14 protein-coding genes are annotated in these 24807 nt (G+C 43.9%); 9 read left to right on the top strand and 5 right to left on the bottom strand.

The window, feature by feature from the left end:
• Window positions 1–49: 49 nt before the first annotated feature.
• On the bottom strand, window positions 50–1450 hold the full coding sequence (locus QUB39_RS15700; protein WP_333208348.1) for an NB-ARC domain-containing protein: 1401 nt from the start codon (window positions 1448–1450) through the stop codon (window positions 50–52).
• 215 nt (window positions 1451–1665) lie between these two features.
• On the opposite strand from QUB39_RS15700, the gene QUB39_RS15695 reads away from it, so the two are divergent.
• The 4 genes from QUB39_RS15695 (at window position 1666) to QUB39_RS15680 (ending at window position 5956) form a co-directional block, all read left to right on the top strand.
• Window positions 1666–2865: a hypothetical protein gene (locus QUB39_RS15695; protein ID WP_333208349.1), complete on the top strand. Its 1200-nt coding sequence runs from the start codon at window positions 1666–1668 to the stop codon at window positions 2863–2865.
• A gap of 26 nt (window positions 2866–2891) precedes the next feature.
• On the top strand, window positions 2892–3854 hold the full coding sequence (locus QUB39_RS15690; protein ID WP_333208350.1) for a hypothetical protein: 963 nt from the start codon (window positions 2892–2894) through the stop codon (window positions 3852–3854).
• An 11-nt stretch (window positions 3855–3865) separates the two neighbouring features.
• Window positions 3866–4252, top strand: coding sequence for a hypothetical protein (locus QUB39_RS15685; protein ID WP_333208351.1), 387 nt, complete (start codon window positions 3866–3868; stop codon window positions 4250–4252).
• 69 nt (window positions 4253–4321) lie between these two features.
• Window positions 4322–5956, top strand: coding sequence for a hypothetical protein (locus QUB39_RS15680; RefSeq protein ID WP_333208352.1), 1635 nt, complete (start codon window positions 4322–4324; stop codon window positions 5954–5956).
• Between the two features lie 146 nt (window positions 5957–6102).
• On the opposite strand, the gene QUB39_RS15675 is transcribed toward QUB39_RS15680, so the two are convergent.
• Both QUB39_RS15675 and QUB39_RS15670 read right to left on the bottom strand, forming a co-directional pair.
• On the bottom strand, window positions 6103–6708 hold the full coding sequence (locus tag QUB39_RS15675) for a Uma2 family endonuclease (RefSeq protein WP_333397039.1): 606 nt from the start codon (window positions 6706–6708) through the stop codon (window positions 6103–6105).
• A gap of 145 nt (window positions 6709–6853) precedes the next feature.
• On the bottom strand, window positions 6854–7636 hold the full coding sequence (locus QUB39_RS15670; protein ID WP_333053306.1) for a calcium-binding protein: 783 nt from the start codon (window positions 7634–7636) through the stop codon (window positions 6854–6856).
• A 673-nt stretch (window positions 7637–8309) separates the two neighbouring features.
• Between QUB39_RS15670 and QUB39_RS15665 the strand changes: the two genes are divergently transcribed.
• From QUB39_RS15665 to QUB39_RS15655, 3 genes are all read left to right on the top strand, one after another.
• Window positions 8310–10694, top strand: a complete 2385-nt coding sequence (locus QUB39_RS15665; protein ID WP_333208354.1) for a GAF domain-containing protein — start codon at window positions 8310–8312, stop codon at window positions 10692–10694.
• A 304-nt stretch (window positions 10695–10998) separates the two neighbouring features.
• Window positions 10999–16512 carry a protein kinase domain-containing protein gene (locus QUB39_RS15660; protein ID WP_333208355.1) on the top strand — a complete coding sequence of 1838 codons (5514 nt, stop codon included), beginning with the start codon at window positions 10999–11001 and terminating at the stop codon, window positions 16510–16512.
• 266 nt (window positions 16513–16778) lie between these two features.
• A complete protein-coding gene (locus tag QUB39_RS15655; RefSeq protein WP_333053309.1) occupies window positions 16779–17213 on the top strand; it encodes a hypothetical protein in 435 nt (144 codons plus the stop codon).
• Between the two features lie 104 nt (window positions 17214–17317).
• On the opposite strand, the gene QUB39_RS15650 is transcribed toward QUB39_RS15655, so the two are convergent.
• Both QUB39_RS15650 and QUB39_RS15645 read right to left on the bottom strand, forming a co-directional pair.
• On the bottom strand, window positions 17318–17740 hold the full coding sequence (locus tag QUB39_RS15650) for a DCC1-like thiol-disulfide oxidoreductase family protein (protein ID WP_333208356.1): 423 nt from the start codon (window positions 17738–17740) through the stop codon (window positions 17318–17320).
• A gap of 42 nt (window positions 17741–17782) precedes the next feature.
• Window positions 17783–20854, bottom strand: coding sequence for a PAS domain S-box protein (locus tag QUB39_RS15645; protein WP_333053311.1), 3072 nt, complete (start codon window positions 20852–20854; stop codon window positions 17783–17785).
• A gap of 409 nt (window positions 20855–21263) precedes the next feature.
• On the opposite strand from QUB39_RS15645, the gene QUB39_RS15640 reads away from it, so the two are divergent.
• Together QUB39_RS15640 and QUB39_RS15635 are read left to right on the top strand one after the other, a co-directional pair.
• Window positions 21264–22457, top strand: coding sequence for an NAD(P)/FAD-dependent oxidoreductase (locus QUB39_RS15640; RefSeq protein ID WP_333208357.1), 1194 nt, complete (start codon window positions 21264–21266; stop codon window positions 22455–22457).
• Between the two features lie 297 nt (window positions 22458–22754).
• The gene (locus tag QUB39_RS15635) at window positions 22755–24668 is read left to right on the top strand and encodes a S9 family peptidase (protein ID WP_333208359.1); all 1914 of its coding nucleotides are present in this window, start codon (window positions 22755–22757) and stop codon (window positions 24666–24668) included.
• Window positions 24669–24807 lie beyond the last annotated feature (139 nt).

Raw genomic sequence — 24807 nt, 5'->3', positions numbered from 1 at the left:
GCTCTTTTATGTAGAAGGGCGATTGTTTTTATATTTGGAGGTTTTGAAGTTATTTGATGTTGGTTTTTATGTATTCTGCGATCGCCGGTTGGAGTTGGAAGAGGGTGCGATCGCCCTTTTGGACTTTTTCGATTAATAACCTCCGTCTCAAGGATTCGACGGCTTTGAGGAATTCTGAAGGGGACAATTCCAGAAGGGCTGGTTTTTTGGAAATTTCAACTGCTTTGTTTTGATTTGCCAACCAGGACATTACTTGTTTTTCGCTGTCTGACCAACGCTGAAAATGTTGGTGCAATAAATATTCTAAGTCTCCTAAGACTAGGCTATCATAGGATAAAAATTCAGAAATATTGCCGCTAAACAAGTCTTGAATTGCAGCGGCTATGGTATTTAACCACAAGGGATTTCCTCGGTAAATGTCTATCAATTTTGACCAGTTTTCCGATTCAAGTAAACCTTTTTCTATAAATATTTCTCGCGCTGGTTCGCCTAAACCATTGAGTTGCAATGTTTGACAATTTTTTGGGTTGCTTTCTAAGGCAGCAATTTCTCTGGGTTTTTCCCAACTAATCAAAATTAGGCAACTGTTGTGGCATGATTCTGCTATTTGTTTGAAGAATGCGCCGTAGTTTTCATAGCCAGGTTGGTAGTTTCCTGCTAGTTGTTGGCTGCTGAAGATTGTTTGCACGTCATCGAGAATGATGAGACAGCGGTGCGATCGTAAATATTGTAGGGGCAATCCCCCCGTGGTTGCCCTTTCTTCGGGGGCGGGCACGGGGGCACCGCCCCTACAGAATTGAATTAAGTCGGTTTCGAGTGTTTGGAGGGGTGGCGCGTTGCGGAGGCTTCGCCAGATGATGCAGTCGAATTCGTGTTGAATTTGCGGGATTAGTTGGAGGGTAAGGGCGGTTTTGCCAATACCGGATAAGCCGAGGATGGTGATGAGGCGGGTGCGGCTTAAAATCCAGTTTTCTAGGGTGGAAAGTTCGGATGTGCGATCGAAAAATGTCGAGATTTCGGGTGCGTCGGATAAGTCTAATTGCTGTATAGGTTCGGAATTGCTTATTTTTTCGTTAAATTTATCCTGGTCTTGCGGTTCAGATTGTGAGGCTTCTGGGGAGTGCAAACTTTCAGCAGAGATGTTGCCAATATGGATGCAGCCATTCCCGACAAGTGAGACAATATTAGAAGCTTGTAAATTTTCCAATTTAGCTCTAAAGTTTGCTTTACATACTTGTTCCTCACCTAATGCAACTGACATAAGCTTCCACAATTTAAAGCCAACTTCTTTAACATATTTCTCTGAACGGTTGTGATGCTGTGCAATTTCTTTATATTTCTGATTGTCCCAAGCGCCGCGCAGTATAGCTTTTTGCAGACTATCTAAGTGTTTTCCTGTAGTAGTTAAAGCTAGATGGTCTGTAAATTTTAAGGCTTCTTCAACGTCCATCGGTCACGTATATGCAAGGGGTTGACCAGATTATAACCCAACTAAATATGACTTTTTTAGTAGCAACCAACTAAATATGACTTTTTATGACCTCCTTGGGATGGAAAAAACTACTAAATATGACTTTATATGGCTTGAAAATTTTGGGCAATTAGGAAATAATTTATACTTAAAGCAGAAAATGTTAGGCTCAGCGCTAGTTGTATCTACCTGTTATGACACAACCGAATATTTTGGAACTCGCGAAACAGGGAGATGCAAAGGCGATCGCGCTTCTGCTGAACCGCCAGCTACAAGCCAAGGGCATCACCGCCGCAGCTTCCCTTAAGGATGGTTGTTTACAGGTGATGCTGGAATCGGCTGAAGCGCCTAGTCAGCAAGTCTTGGCCGTGTGGGTGAGTAAGTCGATCGCTGGTTTGGGGGCTGCATCGATTGAGAAAGTCAAGGTTTACGGGCGACAGACAGGTGCGAAGGTGCCGGCGTGGAGTCAAGAGTTTGAAGTGGCGGGGCAAAAGTTGCCTGTTACGGATGTTACAGAGGGGCGGGCAATTTCTAGTGAAAATACGGAGTCAAATCAGCTTAGTTTGAAGGAACGGGCTAAGCTTGGGGATGTGGAGGCGATCGCATCTCTGTTAAATTTTCCGTTACAGAATAAGGGGATTAGTGCGACTGCGAGTTTGCAAGATGGTTGTTTGCAGGTGATGCTGGAGGGCGATCGGGTTCCTGATGAGGAGGCTTCTATCAGGATTGTCCGCAGGGAGTTGATGAATTTGAAGGCGGGGGCGATCGCTTCTGTGAAGGTTTACGGGCAGCAGGCGGGTGAGGATTTTCCGGCTTGGAATCGAGAGTTTGAGCTAAAGGCAGAGGTTAGTTCAGATTCAAAAAAATTATCAACAGATAAATTTGCAAATTTGACTGATCTATTGACTCCGATTATTGAGCTGCTTAGAGAACGAAAATTTAAAGAATTGTTAGACATCGGTCAAAATTATATTAATGAAAATCCAGATCGTCAAAAACGTTTGATTGTAGTAGGAGTTATTGTCTTAGCAACTCTAACCTTTAAAGGAATACCTTTTTTAGGCTTCAATCACAATATTAAAGGCTCACTAACACTCAAGGATGACTTCTTCGGTGGAGTGGGTCAGTTTTGTAATGGAAAAGGAGGTTACGGGGATATTAAAAGTGGTAGGCAGGTGCTAGTAAAAGATCATAAAGGAGAAACCATTGCGACTGGAGAGTTAGGCATAGGTAAAATAATATCTGATAACCACTGCCAATTTTCTATCGAAGTGAATGGTATAAGAAAAGCAGAGTTTTACACAATTCAGATCGGTAGGCGAGGCGATTTGACATATTCATATCAAGAGATGGAGGATAAAAACTGGGAGCTAAACGTGTCTTTGGGTGATTGATTTACTGGGAAGAAAAGGAGTAGTTTATGATTTTTGTAATTCCGTTTATTATGGGCGCTGCTGTTTTAGCTACTGCTGCGTATGGCGCTGTGAAAGGTACTGAAGGCTTTGGTAACATCAATCAAGCCAAGGAAATAGGAGAACGATCCCAACATCGACACGAGAAAGCAGTCAGCGATCTAAAAGTAGACTGGGAAGCAGCCAACAGATTAGCAGAAGTTTACGGTCAACTGCAAATTCGTGTAAGGCATCGTACTATTGGGCGGTTTGTGGCTTTCATCGAACGCATTGGCCAGAAAGCTTCCCAAAGTGATATGAAATTTTTAGCGGGACTAGAAGGCATATCAATTCAGCAGCTAAAAGAATACAAAACTGTCGCGCTGGAAGGTCAGGAAGTATTCCAAGGTGTGACTTCATCCGCAGGGGCAGGCGCGGCGGCTGGTGCTACAGCAGTAGGCGTGGCCCAAACTTTTGGGACAGTTGCAGTTCCTCAATTTTTTGGCTTGTTTAGTACCAATGTAGCTGTTTCTCAACTCGGTATGTCTGGTGTGGCGGCGTGGTTAGGCGGTGGCAGCATGGCACTAGGTGGGGCTGTACTCGGAGGTATTGCACTTGGCCCTGCTTTAGCTGTTGGCGGTTTCCAAATTGCAGGTAAAGGTGAGGAAGCTTTAACGAAAGCACGTGAATACGAAGCTCAGGTTAACGTTGAAGTTGCCAAAATTGAAGAGGCTAGAGATTTCATCCGACAAGTCGAACGGCGAGTCAAAGAATTAGGCAAATTGGTGTCTGAGTTAGATAGCCGCGTTGCTCTACTTCTCAACGAACTTGAATCAAAACCCTTTGATCGAGTTCAAGATGCTGCTAAGTTTCAACAGGTAGCCCTACTGGTGAAAGGCCTTGTAGAAATTATGAAAACCCCTGTGTTAGATAGCCAAGGAAATCTGAATTCTGCCGTGGCGAATATTCAAGCAAAATACCGTAATATGTGAGGAAATTAACAATGAGCAAAATAGCAGCGTTTGTTAGCGGTGCTGATGCCTTTCAGCAAGTTATTGCACATTACCTTGAGTACAAGCAAATCGCTGAACAAGAGCGGACAAAGCGCCGTGAAATCAAAGCTTGGGAAAAGGAAAGCCTCGCCAAGATTAAAGCTCAACGTGACTTATTAATGGAGTACCTCGATCGCTCTTTTGATGAACGATCGCAAAATTTTAATCAACTTTTCGATGTGGTCGATCGAGCAATAGCATCTGGTAATAATGAGCAACTGGGATTAGCATTAGATTCGATTACAGAGCTTGCTAAGTCTAGCCCGTTTAAAGAACTGGCTAATTTATCTTCTGTGCAGGCTGCTCTCGCCGATCCCAACCACGAGTGGAAGTTTTAATTAGCTAGCTGTTAAACGATTATTGATAAACTAGAGTGGGGATTCCTCCACTCTAAAGGAGAGTAAATCATGGCTGACATTGAAAACCTTCTAAACCAACTGCCAGAAATTGCCGAGGAAATGAAACTTACTATTGGCAATCCTAGTGAAATCAGACGTGAAATTGGGAAGATCGATAATCTTATAAAGCGACTAAATACTATTGGCAAGGAACTTGAAGAAGTATTAAATAATGAGAGATTCAATAAAGGATTTTTGGGAGCGATACCTTTGTTAGGCGCAGTTGCGGGCTGGTTCATACCTGGTGGATTTTTAGTAGATGCACTTGTATCGGCAGGGAGTGGCTTACTTGCTGAAAAATTGGGCGACCCAGATAAGGAAACGTCTCTTGCTGACTTAATAGAAAATGTTGAAAACTTAATTGAGTGGGGCGATGGTTTAAAGAATATAGCAGAAAATATTTTAAATGATTCACAATTATTGATCAAGCTAGAATGGGAAAGGAAATCTCTAAGTATTCCAGAAGAAGTAAGGCAAATTGATGAAAATTTAAGAATTCACATAGACTTTGATGAAGAGCAAACTTTAAGGGAACAAGTTCAGCAAATAAAGGTAGCTCAAGAACAGCTAAAACAGGTTCTGCCCAAACTGGATAGTATCCTACACAATCTTGAACGTAATGTCGAGCCAATTGAGCGCATAAAAGCTTTTATATCTTACTTTGGGGAATCAGTGTTTGCGATAGAATGGTTTGATGAAGAGCATGGGCTTATTATATCTTATGAGGATCAAACTACAACATTAGGAATTATCTTGAATGAATGTGTATCTTTAAAAGAAAAAGCTAATGCTTTAATTGACCGGGCTAATAGGTTAAGAGGACAGGCTGAACAATCTCTTAAACACCTAGAAAAAGAACGCCGTCGCAAGGAACAAAAAAAACCTAGTCGTAAGCAAAGCGAAAGAGCCACACAGACAGGAGAATCTCTAAATACTATTGACAGTACCATGTTTTCAGAGCAAAGACGCGGGGGTAGAAGTGGCTGGATACTGATACTATCCACACTGACTCTAGGAGTTGTGGGTTTTATCGGCTGGAAAACTACCTTTCAAATTTCACCGAGTCAGCAGACAATACCAAATTCGGAAATTCCTCTAAATGTTGGGGAGCAAAAACCAAATTCTGAACCTTCACCCACCTTAACACCGGCTCCTCAGCCAGACCCAACAGCAACAAATTTAGCAGCCGCTCAAAAACTAGCAATGGAAGCTGCCGTTATGACTCAAAATCCACCTCATCCACTAGAAAATTGGCAGCAAGTACAAGGGAAGTGGCAGGAATCAATCAAATTGTTAGAGGCAATTCCCGACAATTCGCCTGTTGCAACTCAAGCTCAAGAAAAGCTAAGTGTTTATCGAACTAACTATCAGGCGATTACTAATAGAATTGTTACTGAACAGAAAGCAGCCACTAATTTAGAATCCGCCCAAAAACTAGCATGGGAAGCTGCCGTCATGGTTAATAATCCACCTCATCCTAAAGAAGTCTGGCAGAATGCTCAATCAAAATTGCAGCAGGCGATCAACTTGTTAAGTTCTATTCCTCAAGGTACATTTGTCGAAGCTAAAGCTAAAGAAAAGCTGGCTGCTTATCAGAATAACTACACGCTAATAAGCAACAGAATCAAAACTGAAACTCCTTGATTTTATCCATATTACCAATTAAGTTTTAAATTACCAGAGATTAAGCCCAAACCCTAGCTGCTGATATCCTAGTTACTACAAAAGTGCGATCGCCCTTACACCCCAATTTGTCAAAAAGCGCGATCGCCCCTCTACTTCCCAAATAATTAGCAGCCTCGCACTGCGTCCCGAAACACTTTCAAAGCTTCTTTTTCTTCGGACATTTGCAGGCATCTCCCCAGCAATTCTAGATCCAAATCCGGCAACAGCATACTCCGAGAAACGCGATCGTAACCTTCCGAGTTCAGTTGGTAAATCGAAAATACACCGTCTTCCCAAAACCAAACTTCGGCTACGTTAAATCTGCGGTAGAATTCCAGTTTATTAATAGTTCCGCTAGTAAAAACAACTTCGATCGCCAAATCGGGTGTTTCTCGCTGCCGCCGGTCTTCGCCAAAGTAGTAAGATAAATCTGGTTCCTTGCTGCTGCCTTTTGTTTCCCCTTGGAGTGTAGCACTGCCCGTCGGTCTAAAACTAATATCTTTTTCTAAAAAAAACTGACCTAGCAGCAATGCCAGCAGGCATTTAATGGTTTCATGTTCCGGCGAAAGTGTCATAATTTCCACATATCCGTCGAGGTAAGACAAGCGAACACTGCGAGTGTACTCTAGCAAGGAATCCAGAGCTTTGAACTGTTCCCAAGTCATTGATAGCGGCAAAATCAACCGCTGTTCCGGGAGTGCAGTTAATTTGGGGTGAGTGGCAATGGTCATATATACTTTCCCCGATTTTTAGTTTCTACTTTTAGATTAGCATAATAATATATAAAGGGAGAAATTGGGGACTTCGAGCGCTCTTGTTCCCCCCTTGTTAAGGGGGGTTATGGGGGATTTTGCCAGTCTAATTCCCTACAAATAACTAAGCCAAAAACTGGAATTGAGAACCGTTAACTGCCAAAGCAAACGGACTTGCCTGTTCAAATGCACCGATAAGTTCAAAGTTGTCCGTGTTTAAAACTATCCCCACAATCTGTCCGGTAAATATGTTTTCAATCACCATGTCGTTGATGATTCCGTCGTTATCGTAAGCAATCAAATTGTCGTTTTCAAAGAAAAGGTCTAGTTCTGTTAAACCGTCCGTCAAACCGATGCGATCGCCCTCGTCGAAGTTAAAATCGGTAATGACATCTGCTCCATCTATACCAAATGCTTCATCGTTGCTTCTGAGGACGAATATGTCACCACCGAGGCCTCCCGTGAGCACGTCAACTCCCCGATCGCCTGCTAAGAAATCGTCGCCCTCATTGCCCTCTAAATCGTCGTCTCCTTGCCCTCCCCGCAGGATATCGTTCCCGAACCCTCCGAAGATCAGGTCATTTCCGGCGTCGCCCCTAACTACGTCGTTGCCATCATTTCCATCCAGGCGATCGTCCTCTTTCCCGCCGTAAATTATGTCATTTCCGCCACCACCACCGATAATATCATTGCCGTTATTTCCTAACAGCCGTTCGTTAGAATCCGACGAACCTCCTATAGTATCGTTGCCATCGAGTCCCCAAACTCCCCAGGGAAAAGACGCCAAATTTCCATTCCCTACGTTAATCTCATCGGGTGTAGCGAATGCCAAAAGACGTGGCCCGCCCCCAGCAAATACAGGAAATCCCGTCACATCGCCAATAAGATTGTTAACCGTTAAAGCCATAACTATGTCCTTTCAAAAATCCTCTTAGCTGTATTATACATTTTAATTATTCTATTGCCAAATAGCAAGAATTTGGATTTGGGCTGCAATTTTTAGTTTCTCAATTAATGACAAGCAACCTGTTGAGCTATAGTCAATTACAATTATCAATACTTCGGTTACGCGATCGTATCAGTTACCAATTCCCAATTCCCAATTACCAGGGCTGTGCTTCATTCAACCCAAACCTGCTATATATCTCGCCTTTTAGTCAAATAGCATTAGTTGCTGACCACGAATTTCTTCATGTGGTACCCGCCACGTGATTTATCGGTGGAATCAATTCTTTAATCGAAAATCGAAAATCAGAAGAGCCCCCGCATTTATCCCTAGGGTCAATTCTTTAATCTAAAATAGAAAATCTAAAATCGATTGACACTATCCGCTACTGTCTACCGCTTATAATGGGTGTTACCCCCCAGGCAGTAAACACGTTAATATCACCTATAACGTCGAGACTGAGAGGTTGTTTGTGAATAAAAGTAAAAGTCCCTGGGCCCATCCTCCGAGAAAAAACCCAGTTTCCGATATCCATACACAAACTTTACAAACAGGATATAAGCTCTTTACAAAGCCATAATCGCCGATCGCTGACATTTTTTGGCAAAATCCACTGCTTTCAGGTGTTTTACTCATGTCTACTCCTAAATCGTCTTCCCATCAAAACAACAACTCCGTAAAATCACTGCCAGCGACAGATATCGTCCCAACAAAGCCAGACAGTAACAATCTGCCCAGCGAACCAAGTATAGAACAGCTACTCGAAGCTTTGGCGGGCCAAGTACCCAGTCAATCTTCAGAAATTGAACCCTTGAAAACGTGGAAACAAGATTTACAGCGATTGTTTCAATTTCTCGGCGATCGCCGCGTTTTAATCGCAGTAATGCAACCGGGAACTTTTGCCCTGCGTTACGCTAACGCGGCATTTTGTCGCTTGGCAGGTTGGGAGGAAACGCCCTTGGCAACTCAATTTACCAACGGTTTGTTTGCAGAAACCGACATCACTCTGCTGCAACTGTTCGAGGATGGGGACGGCAAAACAGCAGAACAATTGTACCGCCGCCACCTTTTGCACTGGGTATTTAAGCAATATTATCAAATTGACATCGACGGTTTACGGGTGCTAGAAGAACCTGTCATGGCGAGTGTAAAAAATCCCAAACACAGAGAACCTAGATTTATAGAATTTTGGCTGGGTTCGGAACAGTTGAAAATTACTCGAATTGACTCAAAAATAGATGAATTTGCGGATATTTCTTTAAGATTAATGCCTGTAGCGGAACGGGAAGCTTGGCTGATGCAGCCGAATCAACTGGAGAATTTAGCCGATCGATTGCAGTTGGATAATTATCGCGTAGAAGGCTTGCTGTTGCTAGAAGGTTTTGATGTCACCGTGCAGGAGCAAATTCGGCGGCTGACTCAGTTATTGATCGATCAAGATTCGATGCTGCGGCCAGAGAAATTTGAGAGAATCGATCGGTGTTTGCGATCCCTCTTCCATGCTGACGGCACTTTGCTGCTGCGCCCCGACGGCGAACAGGTACAGCTATTAGTTGCAAAAGACGGCCAACATTTGCAGCCGATTCTTTATTCAATGCACTCCCTAGAAGCTTCTCACTTTTTGAAGGCCACAGCAGCAAATCAAGTTTGGAATGTGCCAGACTTGCGTAGGGAGTGCGAAACCGAGTGCGATCGAACTTTGCGGAGAATGGGAACTCGATCGATGCTGCTGGTGCCCCTCGTAGTCAAATCCGTCACCCGCGAGGGGTGCGGGCAGCGGATTTTGGGAGTTGTGGGGCTGTTGTGCGATCGGCCAAATCACTTCAACGGCATTGACGCTCAACACGCCCAAGAACTCATTCCCGCCTTCATTGCAGCCCTGCGGCAAGCCATACAGGAGCGGTTTACCCACATTCACAACATCCATCCCGCAGTCGAGTGGCGGTTCGCCCAAGAAGCAGAAAGGCGAAGTTGGGGACTACCTCCCGAAACAATCGTATTTGCTGATGTTCATCCGCTATACGGAATTTCGGACATTCGCGGTTCTAGCGACGAAAGAAACCGAGCCATTCAAACTGATTTGCTCGAACAATTTCGCTTAGGTTTAGTCATAGCTGATGCTGTTTGCGAAACACAAACTACCCACCTCGGCGAGCAACTGCGACTCGACTTGCTCGACTACATCCAGCATTTAAAACAAAAAGTAACAGTCGATATGGAGGTGCGAGCAGCCGAATATTTAAACGAGCGTTTAGAAGTATATTTTGACTATTTTGTGCAGTGCGGGCCCAAGGTTCAGGCAGCAGTTAAAGCTTACCAAGCAGCCTGTGAAAATGAGCACAACTGCGTTTACAGCGATCGCAACCGCTACGACCAAATGTTGAACCTAATCAGCACCAAACTTCAAGAAACCTGGGCTCGCTGGCAAGAAAAAATGCAGCAAATTTTGCCCCACTACTGCGATATCGAATGCACCGACGGCATCGATCACATGATTTATGCAGGAAAATCGATCGACCCCACATTCAGCCAGTTTCACCTACACAGTTTACGGTACGAACAACTGCGAGCTATTTGCGATTGCGGCCGCACAGTTTTTCGCCTGCAAGCCGAGTCTCAAATCAACATGGAACTCGCACATTTAGTCTTAGTGCAGAATACCACGATCGACATTTTTCACAACGAAAACACCGAAAAAATGTTTGATGTCAAAGGCACTCGCGACATCCGCTACGAACTTGTCAAAAAGCGGATCGAGAAAGCCGTTGACAAAGACGCACAAGAGCGAATTACCCAGCCAGGAATGTTAACGGTAGTTTATTCAACCGAAGACGAATGGGAAGAGTACCAACAATACTTGCGCTACTTGTCTCGCGAAGGTTGGGTCGAGCCAAAAGTTCAGACCGGCATGGTAGAATCACTGCAAGGAGTCAGCGGTTTAAAATTCGCCCGCGTGCGTATTTTACCTGAACCGGAATCTATTTCTACTATCTGTGAAGTTACGGTAGTCAGCGATTGATAACCCGTTCAATTGCCCGTTTGAGGCCTGCGTGCGATCGCTCCCATCTCCTCCTGTTTGAGGCCTGCGTGCGATCGCTCCCATCCCCCTGAAAAACGGTGCCGCGAAAACATCCGGGACTCACACACAAGACCAATATTACATTTAAGATGTTTGTTGACACCAACGACCAAGCCCACATTGTCACTTCTTGTATATTCCGTGTGATGGGAAATCGCCAAATACACGATCGGAATCACACCAAATCTAGATTAAGTAGTGTTAATCTAATCCCAATTATGTCCTGTAATTTATAACTTAAGTGATGTTAACCTTATCAGAATACCAAATAATTTCTACTCTGCACGAAGGCGTTGAAACAATAATCTATCGCGGACAAAAACCGACAGACTCGCCCCCAGTAATTCTGAAAGTCCTCAAAGCCGAATATCCCACCCTCGAAGCCATTACCAGGCTCAAACACGAATATCAAATCAGCCAAAATTTAGACAGCGAACAAATCGTCAAAGCCATCAGGATCGAAACATTTGACCACCGATTAGGAATCGTTTTAGAAGACTTTGGCGGCGAATCCCTCGCCCAACTGCTGGAAATAGAAACCTTGAGTCTGCAAGCAAAATTAAACATCGCCCTCCAAATAGTCAAAGCCTTACAATACCTGCATTTTCACCACATTATTCACAAAGACATCAAACCCAGCAACATCATAATTAACTCGCAAACAAAACAAGTAAAACTAACCGACTTCGGCATTGCTACACAACTCAACAAAGAAAACCCGCAATTTAACAACCCCAACTCAGTCGAAGGCACCTTAGCCTATATGTCACCCGAACAAACCGGGAGAATGAACCGCACCCTCGACTACCGCACAGACTTTTATTCCCTTGGTATCACATTCTATGAAATGCTGACTGGGAAATTGCCTTTCGGCAGCAACGACCCCTTAGAAATAGTTTACAGCCACATCGCCGTTCAACCAATATATCCCCATCAAATCAATTCACAAATACCTGTCGCCCTTTCAGAGATAGTGATGAAATTGATAGCCAAAAATGCCGAAGATAGATATCAAAGTGCGACCGGATTGTTAGCAGACTTAGAAATTTCTTTGCATCAGTTAGAAGCCACCGGACAAATTACCGAATTCATCCCCGGACGCTTAGATATTCTCAGCCAGTTGTTGATCCCCCAAAAATTGTACGGTAGAGAACAACAAGTCAACGAACTATTAGCAGCATTTGAACGTGTAGGGTCGGGATCACCCAAATCTTTGCCACCCAACCTAAATACAGAAAAACCCGCCCGCCCCAATGCAGAAACTCTTTCAGCCCCATCTTTTCCACCAAACCAAAATACAGAAAAATTCGCCCATTGCCAAAGCGAATTAATGCTAGTATCAGGATACTCAGGCATCGGTAAATCCGCCGTAGTCAACGAAATTAGCAAACCAATTACCAGGTCAAAAGGTTACTTCATCAGCGGCAAATTTGACCAATTAAAACGCAACATTCCTTATGCCTCATTAATCCAAGCATTTAACTCCTTGCTGCGGCAATTGCTAACCGAAAGTGCACTTTCATTAGAAATATGGCGCACTAAAATTTTAACAGCAGTGGGAACAGAGGGCCAAGTAATTGCCGACGTAATTCCCAAAGTTGAATTAATCATCGGCAAACAGCCAGAAGTCCCAGAACTCGCCCCTATAGAATCCCAAAATCGATTCAATCGGGTATTCAAAGAATTTATTCGCGTTTTCGCCCAAAAAGAACACCCCCTAGTTATCTTTTTAGACGATTTGCAGTGGGCAGATTCAGCAACATTAAAGTTGATGCAAATACTAATAACTGACCCTGACCAGGAATATTTGCTGCTAATCGGTGCCTATCGAGACAATGAAGTTAGTCCGACCCACCCCTTAATTCAGACCGTAGAAGAACTTGAAAAAACTGGTACAATAGTCAACAATATCGTGTTGCAACCGCTTGATTTAGCAAATGTGACGGAATTAGTCACTGAAACACTTAACACTTGCACAGAAAAAGTAACAAATATAGCCGATTTAATCTGGAATAAAACGGGTGGCAATCCTTTTTTCTTGACCCAATTACTCCAAGCACTTTATCAAGACTCTCTTTTAAGATTTGAATTTAATCAGATTACAAATGAGGGAAGTCAAACGGGCTGGTATTGGAGTATCGATGAAATCCAAGCCATTGGAATCACCGATAAAAGTGTAGTGGAACTGGTAGCTTCTCGCATTAAAAAGCTACCCGAACCCACGCAAGAAGTGTTGAAGCTAGCAGCTTGCGTGGGAGATAAATTTGCTCTAGATGTGCTGTCACTTGTTAGCGAAAAGTCAGCTAATACTACAGCAACTGAACTTTATTCAGCTTTACAATCCGGGTTAATTCTGCCATTGAGTGATGCCTATCGCATTCCTTTAGTTTTCGATCGAGCCGAATCAATCAACCTCAAGTTAGACACTTCGCGGGTTAGTTACAAATTTTTGCACGATCGCGTTCAGCAAGCCGCATATTCGCTCATTCCCGAAGACCAAAAGCAATTAACCCATTTAAAAATCGGTCAACTACTGTTACAGAATACTCCACCAGACAAGCTAGAAGAAAACATCTTTGATATTGTCAATCAATTGAATGTTGGAATTGACACGATTAGCCAACAATCAGAAAAAACTCAGTTGGCACAATTAAATTTAACTGCTGGACGCAAAGCCAAAGCGGCTGCTGCCTATGAAGCGGCTGTTAGGTATTTGCGGGTTGCTATGGAATTATTGCCGGCAGATTCTTGGCAATGTCACTATGACTTAACGTTAGAAATCTACGAGTCAACAGCCGAAGCTGAATACTTAAATGTCCACTATGAAGATTCAAAAAAGCTGGTTGATATTGTACTGCAAAAAGCTAAAATATTACTGGACAAAGTGAATGTTTATGAACTTCAAATCCAGTCTTATAACGCTCAAAATAGAGTGGTAGAAGCACTAAATACAGGACTGGAAGTGCTGAAACTATTAGGCATTTCTTTTCCTCAAAATCCCCACGCGCTACATATTATGGCGGGACTGAGTAATACCAAACTGAGCTTGGGATTGAAACGAATTGAGGATTTAGCTAACTTGCCAGAAATGATCGATCCCGAAAAACAAGCAGCCATGCGGATTTTATCAGGGATTCTCAGCAGTGCTATTCAGGCAAAACCCCCACTGATACCGCTGCTGGCATTTAGGATGGTCAAGCTGTGTATTAAATACGGTAATTCGCCTTATGCAAGTATTGCCTACGTTTATTATGGCGTAGTTATGTGCAAGCTAGGGGACATTAGTTTGGCATACCAATTCGGTCAACTAGCAATTAGGCTGTTAGACAAATTTCCCTCCCGTTCAATCAAAAGTAGAGTTTATGCAACATTTGGTTCTTTTATTCACCACTGGAAAGCCACTCTCAAGTCAGGATTAGGCGATCTAAAAGAAGGTTTTAAAAATGGGATGGAAACTGGAGATTTGGAATTTGCTGGTTATGCTATAGGTGCATATTGCTTAAACCAACTGTCGATAGGAGAGCCTCTTGATTTGGTGGAGCAGGAAACTGGTAAATATATGAAACTAATGCAGCAATCTCAACTTGAAATGGCTGTACAGTATATAAGTATAGGCAGGCAGACAGCGCTCAATTTGCGCGGTCAAGCTGTCGAGCCCTGTCATTTAGTCGGTGAGAGATTTAATGAAGTCAAAACGCTCCCCATTTTAATAGAATCTAAAAACTTTTTTTTAGTGGGTTTGGTTTATCATGCCAAAACTCAGCTTAATTTTATATTCAAAAACTACGCTCAAGCTTTAGAAAATTCAAGGTTATTTGAGAAACATGAGGAGTCTGTAGCCGGATTCGATGTGGTTGCTCTGAATAATTTTTACTCATCTCTCAGTATGATAGCTTTGTATCCAGCAACTGGCAAAGAGGAACAAAAGCAATATTTGGCAAAAGTGTTGCAAAACCAAAAGAAAATGAAAAAATGGGCAGTTCATGCTCCGATGAATTATCAACACAAATACGACTTGGTTGCAGCGGAAAAAGCGCGAGTGTTGGGGCAAAATACTGAAGCAATGGATTTGTACGATCGCGCAATTGAGGGAGCCGCAAAAAACGGTTACATTCAAGAGGAAGCATTAGCCTATGAATTAGCAGGAGAATTTTATCAATCTTTGGGTAAAGAGATAGTTTCTCAAGCATATCTGACTAAAGCCTATTATGGATATATCCATTGGGGAGCCATCGCTAAAGTTAAACACTTAGAATCAACACATCCTTTCTTAGCAGCACAGACGCGCACAATTCCAACCCCAACCCTCGATGTCACCCGCACTACCACGGGAAATACTACCAGTAGTAGTTTAGGCGATTTATTAGACTTAGCTACTTTTATTAAGTCGGCGCAAGCCATTAATGGTGAAATTGTTCTAGAAAAATTGTTGACCAAATTAATCAAAATTATTTTAGAAAATGCAGCGGCTCAAAAAGTAGTGCTGCTGCTGGTGAAAAACGAGAACCTCTGCATAGAAGCTACTGGAAGTTTCGCGGAGGATAAAGTGACACTCTTACCCTCTATTCCCGTAGAAAATAGTCAAGATGTTCCCCTGTCTGTGATTAATTACGTACACCGCAGTCAAAAGCATCTAGTTTTAGACAATGCGACTGTCGCGGAACCTTTTAACGTAGATGCCTACATTCAGAAATATCAACCCAAATCAATTCTCTGTTTGCCGATTATTTATCAATCTCAGCGGCGCGGAATCATTTATTTAGAAAATGCTTTGACAGTAGGAGCTTTTACAGCAGAGAGAGTTGAAGTATTCAAAGTGTTAATTTCTCAAGTTGCTATTGCTGTAGAAAATGCTGGTTTGTACGCGCGGGAGAAAGAAAAATCTCAACAGTTAGAAAAATCTTTCAATGAATTGCAACAGGCGCAACTGCAACTGATTCAAAGCGAAAAAATGTCTGCTCTAGGCAACTTAATTGCAGGGGTTGCTCACGAAATTAACAATCCGCTTGGTTTTATTGCGGGCAATCTTGATGCTGCTGCTGAGGCTAGCTTAGATTTGATTGATTGCTTACAACTTTACCAAGAAAAATTTCCTAATCCTGGAGATGAATTACAGGATAAAGCATCAGAGATTGATTTAGAATATTTGATTGAAGATTTGCCGAAAATGCTTTTATCTATGAAATCAGGTACAGAGCGCATCCGCAATATTAGCAAGTCTTTGCGGACTTTTTCTCGCGCTGACAGTGCGAATAAAGTGTCAGCAAATATTCATGAGGGGATCGACAGCACTTTGATGATTTTACAGTATCGTCTGAAAGCTAAAGATACTCGCCCCGCGATTAAAATTATCAAAGAATACGGAGATATCCCGTCAGTTAAATGTTATTTTGGGCAACTGAATCAGGTATTTATGAATTTGCTGGCAAATGCGATCGAGTGTTTTGACGAATTCAATCAGGGTCGCACTTACGCTGAAATTGAAGCTTTACCGAATACGATCGCCATTATCACTCATCTCTCGGAGGATAACAACAGCGTGGTGATTAAAATCAAAGATAACGGTAAAGGGATGTCATCGGAGATCAAGTCGAAAATATTTGACCATTTATTTACTACCAAAGGAGTAGGAAAAGGTACGGGTTTGGGGTTGTCTATCAGCAGGCAAATTGTCGAAGAAACCCACGGCGGTAAACTAACTTGCGAATCGGTGCTGGGAGAAGGTTCGGAATTTGCGATCGCCCTTCCTTTGAATTAAAATCATGGAACTATGGCGTGTTTTAAAACCCGGATATCCCCCCTAACCCCCCTTAATAAGGGGAGGATAAGAGCCTGCTCAAAGTCCCCTTTTTAAGGGGGATTTAGGGGGAGCGAGACTCGGCTAAAAACGGAATAACACATATATGAAAATTTGTCAATGCCTAATTATTTCTGAAAAAGTCCGCTGTTGGCAGTCTACATTCGGCAGTATGCAGTTACATTATTAGCTAAATGTAATAACTATATTTGATAGGAGTTTTTCGAGTGAACGCTGCCGAACAAGCCAAAAATATAGAAGTTGCCAGCAAAATTGCTGCGGTTGTTAATTTATTCAAGTCGGAATTCCCGGATGCAAAAGTTGATTTGAAACCTTGGATGAATGACGAGGATACCAGAGAACTTGTAGATCCAGATTCGATCGACATTGGCTTCCATTTTCCCGGTAGAAGTCGCTTGTTGCAAAGCCGCAGCATTTTGATTCAAATCCGATTTTACCAAGATCCGGTGGAAGGATATCGGCGGGCGATCGGAGTTGAGGCCGCCGGTTACGATCATAGCGGTCAGCAGTGGCACTTTTCTACTGTGGAAAATTGGAATTTTCTCGGCCTAACCGAACCTGCGGTGGAGTCGGCGCAAAAACTCAAACACTTTTGCCAGCAGATTTTTGATTTGTTTAATCAATCAATCAATCGATTTTAGATTTTAGATTTTAGATTTTAGATTTTAGATTGAAGGTCAATCGGCGATTGAAATCGGGCAACCACGGGGGGATTGCCCCTACGGAAACGAAGGTGGATTTGGTATTAGTCCCGATTGTCGCAATTGCCGATCGACTTACAGCCAACTGGATAAACAGATTTGTAAGTAGTCGATCGCTTGCCAAACAAAGTATAGCGGTGATCGCGGACTTGTTCGTACACGCGATCGCCCATCCACTTCATCCCCGGCATTGCCCGATAAGCAGCCACAAAAACCTCGCCAGCAGGCAATATCCGTCCGATTTCCTCCGCCGCATCGCTGCCCTGCCAGCGTCGTTCGGGGGTGTTGCTATCTATCAAAATCATCCCCATTTCGCAGTCTTCAGACGTAATCCCAAAGCGATTTAATTGCTCTAAATCTTGCATAAAAATATACTCAAAGTTCTGGCCTTTATCTAAATTTTCTAGTAACTGCACCAAGGTAACGCAGAGATTGCAATTGCCGTCGTAAATTACGTTATATTTCATTAGTTGACTGTTGACTGTTGACTGTTGACTACTGACTACTGACTACTGACTATTCCCTACAGGAATCTCGATCGCAAATTCCGTACCTTGACCCGGTGCAGAATCGCAATGAAGCTGCCCGCCGTGCTTTTCCACTACAATTTGATAGCTAATAGACAGCCCCAAACCAGTACCTTTACCGGGTTCTTTCGTAGTAAAAAACGGATCGAACAGCCTTTCGTGAACATCTATCGGAATCCCCGGGCCGTTGTCAGCAATCCTAATCACAATATGAGAAGGATGCCGAATCGAAGTATCAGAAACAGCAGAATCGGGTGGCATCAAAGCATCCTGTTCATATTTTACCTCCGTACAAATCCGCAGCGTCGGCGAAGGACAATAAGGAATAAGCGCCTGTTCCCCCTGCGCCCACTGTCCAGTCTCCATTGCCTCTTCCAAAGCATCAATTGCATTGCCGATAATATTCATAAATACCTGATTCAACTGTCCTGCATAACACTGTACGCGGGGCAAATTCCCGAACTCTTTGATCAGTACAATTTTAGGATGCCCTGCCGTTTCTTTCAACCTGTGTTGCAAAATCAACAAAGTGCTTTCAATCCCTTCGTGAATATCCACCTGCTTTTGTTCGGCTTCATCTAATCGCGAAAAATTCTTCAGTGACAGCACAATTTGACGAATTCGCTCTGCTCCCATTTTCATCGAATTTAAGAGGTTCGGCAAATCTTTGAGCAGAAAATTTAAATCAACATCATTTATTTCTTGTTGAATTGCCGATGTTGGTTGCGGGTATTCCTGCTGGTAAAGTTGCAGCATTTTTAGCAAGTCTTTAAAGTAATCGTCAGCGTGCATGACGTTGCCGTAAATAAAGCTAACTGGATTGTTGATTTCGTGAGCAACGCCAGCGACTAATTGCCCCAAACTTACCATTTTTTCATTTTGAACCATCATGCTTTGAGTTTTATGCACATCCCGCAGGGCTTTTGCCAATTCTTGATTTTTAGCCCTCAATTGACTTTCGGAAAGTCGCACCGCTTCTTCTGCGTGTTTGCGATCGGTAATATCTTTACGAATTGCTACATATTGATGGGGTTCGCCGTTGGTATTTAAGAAAGGTACAATGGTAGTATCCAACCAGAATAATGTGCCATCTTTAGCTTGATTTTTCATTTCTCCTCGCCAAACCTTTCCCTGGCGGATGGTTGACCAAAGCTCCTTGAAAAAATCGGCTGAGTGATAGCCAGAATTGACAAGTCTGTGGGTTTTGCCAATCAGTTCTTCTCGGGAATATTTAAAGAGTTCGCAAAATTGATCGTTGACATAGGTAATGGCTCCGAATTCGTCGGTATTCGAGACAATTGCCGATTGATCCAAAGCAAATTTTTCAAATTCCAACTCTTGGAGAGTTTGGCGCAATTCTGCTTCGGCTTGTTTGCGATCGCTAATATCGGTAATCATCCGCAACACCCCGGAAAATTCGCCCTCATCGTCGAACATCGGCGTCGCCGAGACGATCGCCCACAAGTGAGATCCGTCTTTGCGAGTAAACTTAAAATCGTGGCGTTCGCGAATGCCTTGCCGCCGGCGCTGGACGTAACTTTCTGCTATTTTCCTAGACTCGCAGTCGATAAACTCAAATAGCGATCGCCCCAGCATTTCCTCCACAGTATACCCCAGCATTTCGGCCATCATGCTGTTAGCAAAAGTCGTGATACTTTCGCTGTCAAACATCCAAACGCCCTCCGAAGCCGTCTCGACAATGCAGCGGTAATAATTCTCCCTCTCCCTGACTGTTGCCTCTGCTTGCTTGCGATCCGTAATATCAGTTTGTACCGCAATAAAACCTTCTAGTTCGCCATTTTCTTGATAAATTGGGGCGATCGAAAGCGCCACCCAATAACCCTTTCCATCCTTGCTGTAATTGTAGATTTCCTGATTAAACGGCAGGCCCGCAGCCAAAGCAGATCGCAGTTGAGCAATAGTTACCGGGTCTGTTTGAGCGCCTTGCAGTACATCACCCGGTTTTTTGCCCTGCATTTCTGCCAGCACATAACCACTAATCCGAGTAAATCCTTCATTCACCCATTCAATGCAGCCTTGAGCATCAGTAATAATCACACCATTTTGCGTTTTTTGAGCCACAATGGCCAAGCGCAACAATTCTGTTTCAGTTTTTTTGCTTTCCGTAATATCTTCAGCAATACCCAAAATGTACTTAGGCGCGCCCGATTCGTCAAACAAAGGAACTTTTTTTGTGTGCAAAATCCGCTTGCCTCGGTGCGGAAGTTCGATAGTTTGTTCGGGCAAATCTACGCCTTTTCTAGTTTCCAGCACTTCTAAATCTTGTGCTTGCAAGTAATTGGCCTGAACTGACTCCAACAAGTCAGCAGCATTGTTTAAAATCACTTCATCCCTGGAATAGCCAAACAATTCTTCGCTAGCAGTATTCCAATAAATAAATTTTTGCTCTACAGCATCTTTAATAAAGACGCTAATTGGTAGATTTTGCAGTACCGCATTCAGAAAATCTTGAGTGTTTCGCAGGTTTTCCTCAGCTCGCTTTCGTTCCGTAATATCCAAAATTACTCCGTCGAGATAAACAACCCGACACTGAGAATTTGCGATCGGCGAAACCGGCGAAACCACAGCCGACAAAAAACCCTCAATTTCCCCTTGTTCCTCTTGTTTTCCTCTATCCTCTTCCGCCTCGCAGCAAACAGCTTTGCCTTTTTCGTAAACCCAGCTAATAGCGCCGTCAGCCCGGAAAATCCGGTATTCAAGGATGTACGGAGTTCTGGTTTCTACACTTTTTTTGACAGTAGCATCCACATTTTTGCGGTCTTGAGGATGGATAATGCTGGCAAAAGAACGGACGCGATCGTTGATAAAATCCGAAGAAGGATAGCCTGATATTTCTTGAACAGCCTCGCTCAAAAACGCCATTGTGCGTGTTAATTCCTCCTCGTCCGTATACTCGCAGGTACAGCGGTAGACAGCACCAGGAATATTAGCTACTAAATTTTTATATTTTTCTTCGCTTTTTAACAAAGATGAGCCGTCTTCCTTATTGCGATCGCCGTTCTTAAATTTAGAAGAATTAGAGGAAATTTGCATGATTTTTTCACTTGTGAGTGCGGGGGCAAGTGTTAGAGTAGATTACCCTATAAAAAGTAAATTAAATTGGCGAAATAATTCGTTATAAACTAATATAGTACAAAATTAGTTCTGCGAACATTCAGAAAATTTGAGGGTGGCTAATAGGTAGAGCTAATCAAGGCTAGAGATGTAGAAAAGAGTTCGGAAACGCATTATCTAACGGATTGAACGCATTTAACGGATGGATGTTGAGGTTCGAGGGAAACAGGGAAGATTTTCCCCTTTCTCGTTTTCCCACTCCCCCTCTCTCCCCCTCTCCCCATCTCTTCCACTCCCACTCCCCCAATCTCCCCCTTCCCCACTCCCTCACTCTCGTTAGAATAAGATAAGTTTCCTTGCTACCGACCAGCCCCTCAAACAAAACACCATGACTCAACAACAACCCCGGATTTGCATTCTCGGCGGAGGCTTCGGCGGACTCTACACAGCCCTGCGCTTGAGTCAGTTACCCTTCTCCAAAACCGAAAAACCCGAAATAGTCCTAGTTGACCGCCGCGATCGATTTTTGTTCGTTCCCCTGCTGTACGAACTCCTGACCGGCGAACTCCAAACCTGGGAAATTGCCCCCCCGTTTGCCGAACTATTGGAAAACACAGGCGTGCGCTTTTGTCAAGGTACTGTCTCCGGCATCGATGTGGAGCAAAAGCGAGTGCAGTTACACGACGGGCCAGAAATTCCGTGCGATCGCCTGGTTTTAGCTTTAGGCGGCAAAACCCCTCTAGATATGGTCAAGGGTGCGGTTGAATATGCTTACTCGTTTCGCACTCTCGACGACGCCTACCGCTTAGAAGAAAGACTGCGGTTTTTAGAAGCCAGCAACACCGACAAAATTCGGGTGGCGATCGTCGGCGCCGGTTATTCGGGAGTAGAATTAGCTTGTAAATTAGCCGATCGACTCGGAGAAAAAGGTCGCGTGCGGTTAGTTGAGCAAAGCGACATGATTCTGCGGACATCACCGGAGTTTAACCGCCAAGCCGCCACCCAAGCTTTAGAAAAACGGAAAGTGTGGATCGACTTAGAAACAGCAGTAGAGGCGATCGAAGCAGACACAATATCCTTACTTTACAAAGGACAATTAGATGTTCTCCCCGTAGACATAGTGCTGTGGACAGTAGGAACTCAAGTTAGTCAAGCAGTGCGATCGCTACCCCTCAAACAAAACCAGCGCGGTCAATTAATAGTCAATCCGCAAATGCAAATTATCGACCATCCAGATATATTCGCCTTGGGAGACTTAGCTGAATGTCACGATGCAAATGGTCAAAAAGTCCCCGGAACAGCCCAAACAGCCTTCCAGCAAGCTGACTACACCGCATGGAACATTTGGGCCTCCCTGACCGGCCGCCCATTACTTCCTTTCCGCTATCAGCCCCTAGGAGAAATGATGACATTAGGAAATGACAACGCCACCCTAGCCGGTTTAGGAATTAAACTCGACGGACAACTAGCCCACATTGCTCGCCGCCTAGCCTATCTCTATCGGATGCCAACATTTGACCATCAGCTAAAAGTTGGTTTCAATTGGATTAGCAAGCCGATTCAGGATTTGCTGAAAAGTTAATGGATGCTTCTTCAAATAGATTGGCAACAGGCAAGATGCCTGTTCCACAAAAATTCAACATTCTTGTGGAACGGGCATCTTGCCCGTTCCCAAAAAATTCAACATTCATTCTTGTGGAACGGGCAAGATGCCCGTTCCCAAAAAATTCAACATTCTTGTGGAACGGGCATCTTGCCCGTTCCCAAAAAATTCAATATTCTTGTGGAATGGGCATCTTGCCCGTTCCCAAAAAATTCAATATTCTTGTGGAACGGGCATCTTGCCCGTTCCTATAGAAAATATTAGGGAAAATAAAAAATGCCAACTCCTACAATTCAACAGCAAAAAACCGAACTTCCCCCCCTGATAGAGCGAGAAATTCTCTTCGGAAATTCCGAAAAAGCTAGCCCCAGACTTTCACCAGATGGCAAGTATCTCGCCTACATTGCACCCGATGAAAACAACGTTTTGCAAGTGCAATTGCGTACCATCGGTCAAGCAGACGATCGCCAACTGACAGCAGATAAAAAACGAGGCATTCGCATCTTTTACTGGGCTTACAGCGGCGAAGAGTTAATTTACCTCCAAGATGCAGACGGTGATGAAAACTGGCATTTATATTTAGTCAATATCCAGTCAAATCTGGTTCGCGACTTGACACCATTTCAAGGTGTTCGATCTCATCTGATCGCCTTTGACCGCAAATTCCCCAATGAAATATTAGTGGGAATGAACATCCGCGATCGCAGCAAACACGACGTTTACCGCATCAACCTCAAAAATGGTGCCGTTGAATTTGACACCGACAACCCAGGTAACATCGTCGGTTGGATTGCTGACGCCCAATTCCAAGTGCGGGCGGCCACAGCCACCACTGCCGACGGCGGGTCAGAATTAGTGTTTCGGGAAACTGCAGACAAGTCTTGGGAAAGCCTGCGAACCTGGGGGCCCGATGAGGAAGGTGGTGCCCTCATGTTCTCAGAAAACGGCAAAATTCTTTACATCATCGGCAATCACGATGCTAACGCCGAACGTTCGATCGCACTCGACTTAGAAACCAAACAAGAAACCGATCTCGCCTCTGACCCAGAATACGATGTCGGCGGCATTGTCGTACACCCCACCAAGCGAGAGATTCAGGCGGTTTCCTTCTACAAGGACAAGCAAGAGTGGCAGATTTTAGACCAAAGCATAGCAGAGGATTTTGAGGATATCGGCAAATTCCGCCCCGGCGAATTCTCCATCACCAGCCGAAACCTCGCCGATACCACTTGGCTAATCGCTTACATGACAGACGACGGCCCAGTTTACCACTATGCGTTCGATCGCGCCTCCAAAACCTTCACCTTCCTGTTCAGCAACCAACCCAAACTCGAAGGTCTACCGCTATCATCAATAGAACCCATTTCTTACACCGCAAGAGATGGTTTAACCATTCACGGCTACCTGACAAAACCTGTCGGCGTCGCCACACCCGTACCGACAGTCTTGCTTGTTCACGGCGGCCCCTGGGCACGCGATACCTGGGGTTACAATCCACAAGCCCAATGGCTGGCAAACCGAGGTTACGCCGTTTTGCAAATCAATTTTCGCGGTTCCACCGGCTACGGCAAAGCCTTTCTCAATGCCGGCAATCGCGAATGGGCCGCTAAGATGCACGACGACTTGCTAGATGGCGTTAATTGGCTTGTAGAAACAGGAATTGCCCTACAGGATAAAATTGCGATTATGGGCGGTTCTTACGGTGGTTATGCTGCCTTAGCGGGATTGACTTTTAGTCCCGATGTTTTTGCCTGCGCTGTCGATATTGTCGGGCCAAGCAATTTGATTACACTGCTGCAAACTATTCCCCCTTACTGGGAACCGAGAAAAGCAAGTCTGTATCACCGCGTCGGAAATCTGGAAACAGAACCAGAATTTCTGAAATCGATCTCGCCCTTATTTTTTGTCGATCGCATCCAGAAACCTTTGCTAATCGCCCAAGGTGCTAACGACCCGCGAGTTAAATTAGCAGAAAGCGAGCAAATTGTCAATGCCATGAAGCAAGCCGGCAAACCTGTAGAATACGTGCTTTATACAGACGAAGGACACGGATTTGCGCGACCGGAAAATCGCCTGCACTTTTATGCGATCGCCGAAGAATTCCTAGCCAAATATTTAGGAGGCAGATTTGAACCTGCAGGCAACATTGCCAATCATTCTGGTGTGGTGAATCCGCAAATAACTAATTAGAAGGAAGAAGAAAAAAGGAAGAACAAAGAAGGAATTACTCAAATCTCTGTTCTCTTCTATTCTCTTCTTTTCCTCTGCGATCTCTGTGTCCTCTGTGGTTAAATCATTCCGATGCAACCGGATGTGCGATAAGTCCTCT

Source organism: Microcoleus sp. AT8-B5, assembly GCF_036705565.1.
In the GTDB taxonomy this organism is placed as follows: domain Bacteria; phylum Cyanobacteriota; class Cyanobacteriia; order Cyanobacteriales; family Microcoleaceae; genus Microcoleus.
Note: the sequence above shows the minus strand (reverse complement) of the source record. Positions and strands in the feature narration are given on the sequence as shown.

Bases quoted from the DNA above. Each gene is read 5' to 3' on its own strand.
- QUB39_RS15680 (WP_333208352.1), top strand. From the start codon at position 4,322: ATGGCTGACATTGAAAACCTTCTAAACCAACTGCCAGAAATTGCCGAG.
- QUB39_RS15635 (WP_333208359.1), top strand. From the start codon at position 22,755: ATGCCAACTCCTACAATTCAACAGCAAAAAACCGAACTTCCCCCCCTG.
- QUB39_RS15695 (WP_333208349.1), top strand. From the start codon at position 1,666: ATGACACAACCGAATATTTTGGAACTCGCGAAACAGGGAGATGCAAAG.
- QUB39_RS15670 (WP_333053306.1), bottom strand. From the start codon at position 7,636: ATGGCTTTAACGGTTAACAATCTTATTGGCGATGTGACGGGATTTCCT.
- QUB39_RS15685 (WP_333208351.1), top strand. From the start codon at position 3,866: ATGAGCAAAATAGCAGCGTTTGTTAGCGGTGCTGATGCCTTTCAGCAA.
- QUB39_RS15660 (WP_333208355.1), top strand. From the start codon at position 10,999: ATGTTAACCTTATCAGAATACCAAATAATTTCTACTCTGCACGAAGGC.
- QUB39_RS15665 (WP_333208354.1), top strand. From the start codon at position 8,310: ATGTCTACTCCTAAATCGTCTTCCCATCAAAACAACAACTCCGTAAAA.
- QUB39_RS15645 (WP_333053311.1), bottom strand. From the start codon at position 20,854: ATGCAAATTTCCTCTAATTCTTCTAAATTTAAGAACGGCGATCGCAAT.
- QUB39_RS15650 (WP_333208356.1), bottom strand. From the start codon at position 17,740: ATGAAATATAACGTAATTTACGACGGCAATTGCAATCTCTGCGTTACC.
- QUB39_RS15675 (WP_333397039.1), bottom strand. From the start codon at position 6,708: ATGACCATTGCCACTCACCCCAAATTAACTGCACTCCCGGAACAGCGG.
- QUB39_RS15640 (WP_333208357.1), top strand. From the start codon at position 21,264: ATGACTCAACAACAACCCCGGATTTGCATTCTCGGCGGAGGCTTCGGC.
- QUB39_RS15700 (WP_333208348.1), bottom strand. From the start codon at position 1,450: ATGGACGTTGAAGAAGCCTTAAAATTTACAGACCATCTAGCTTTAACT.
- QUB39_RS15690 (WP_333208350.1), top strand. From the start codon at position 2,892: ATGATTTTTGTAATTCCGTTTATTATGGGCGCTGCTGTTTTAGCTACT.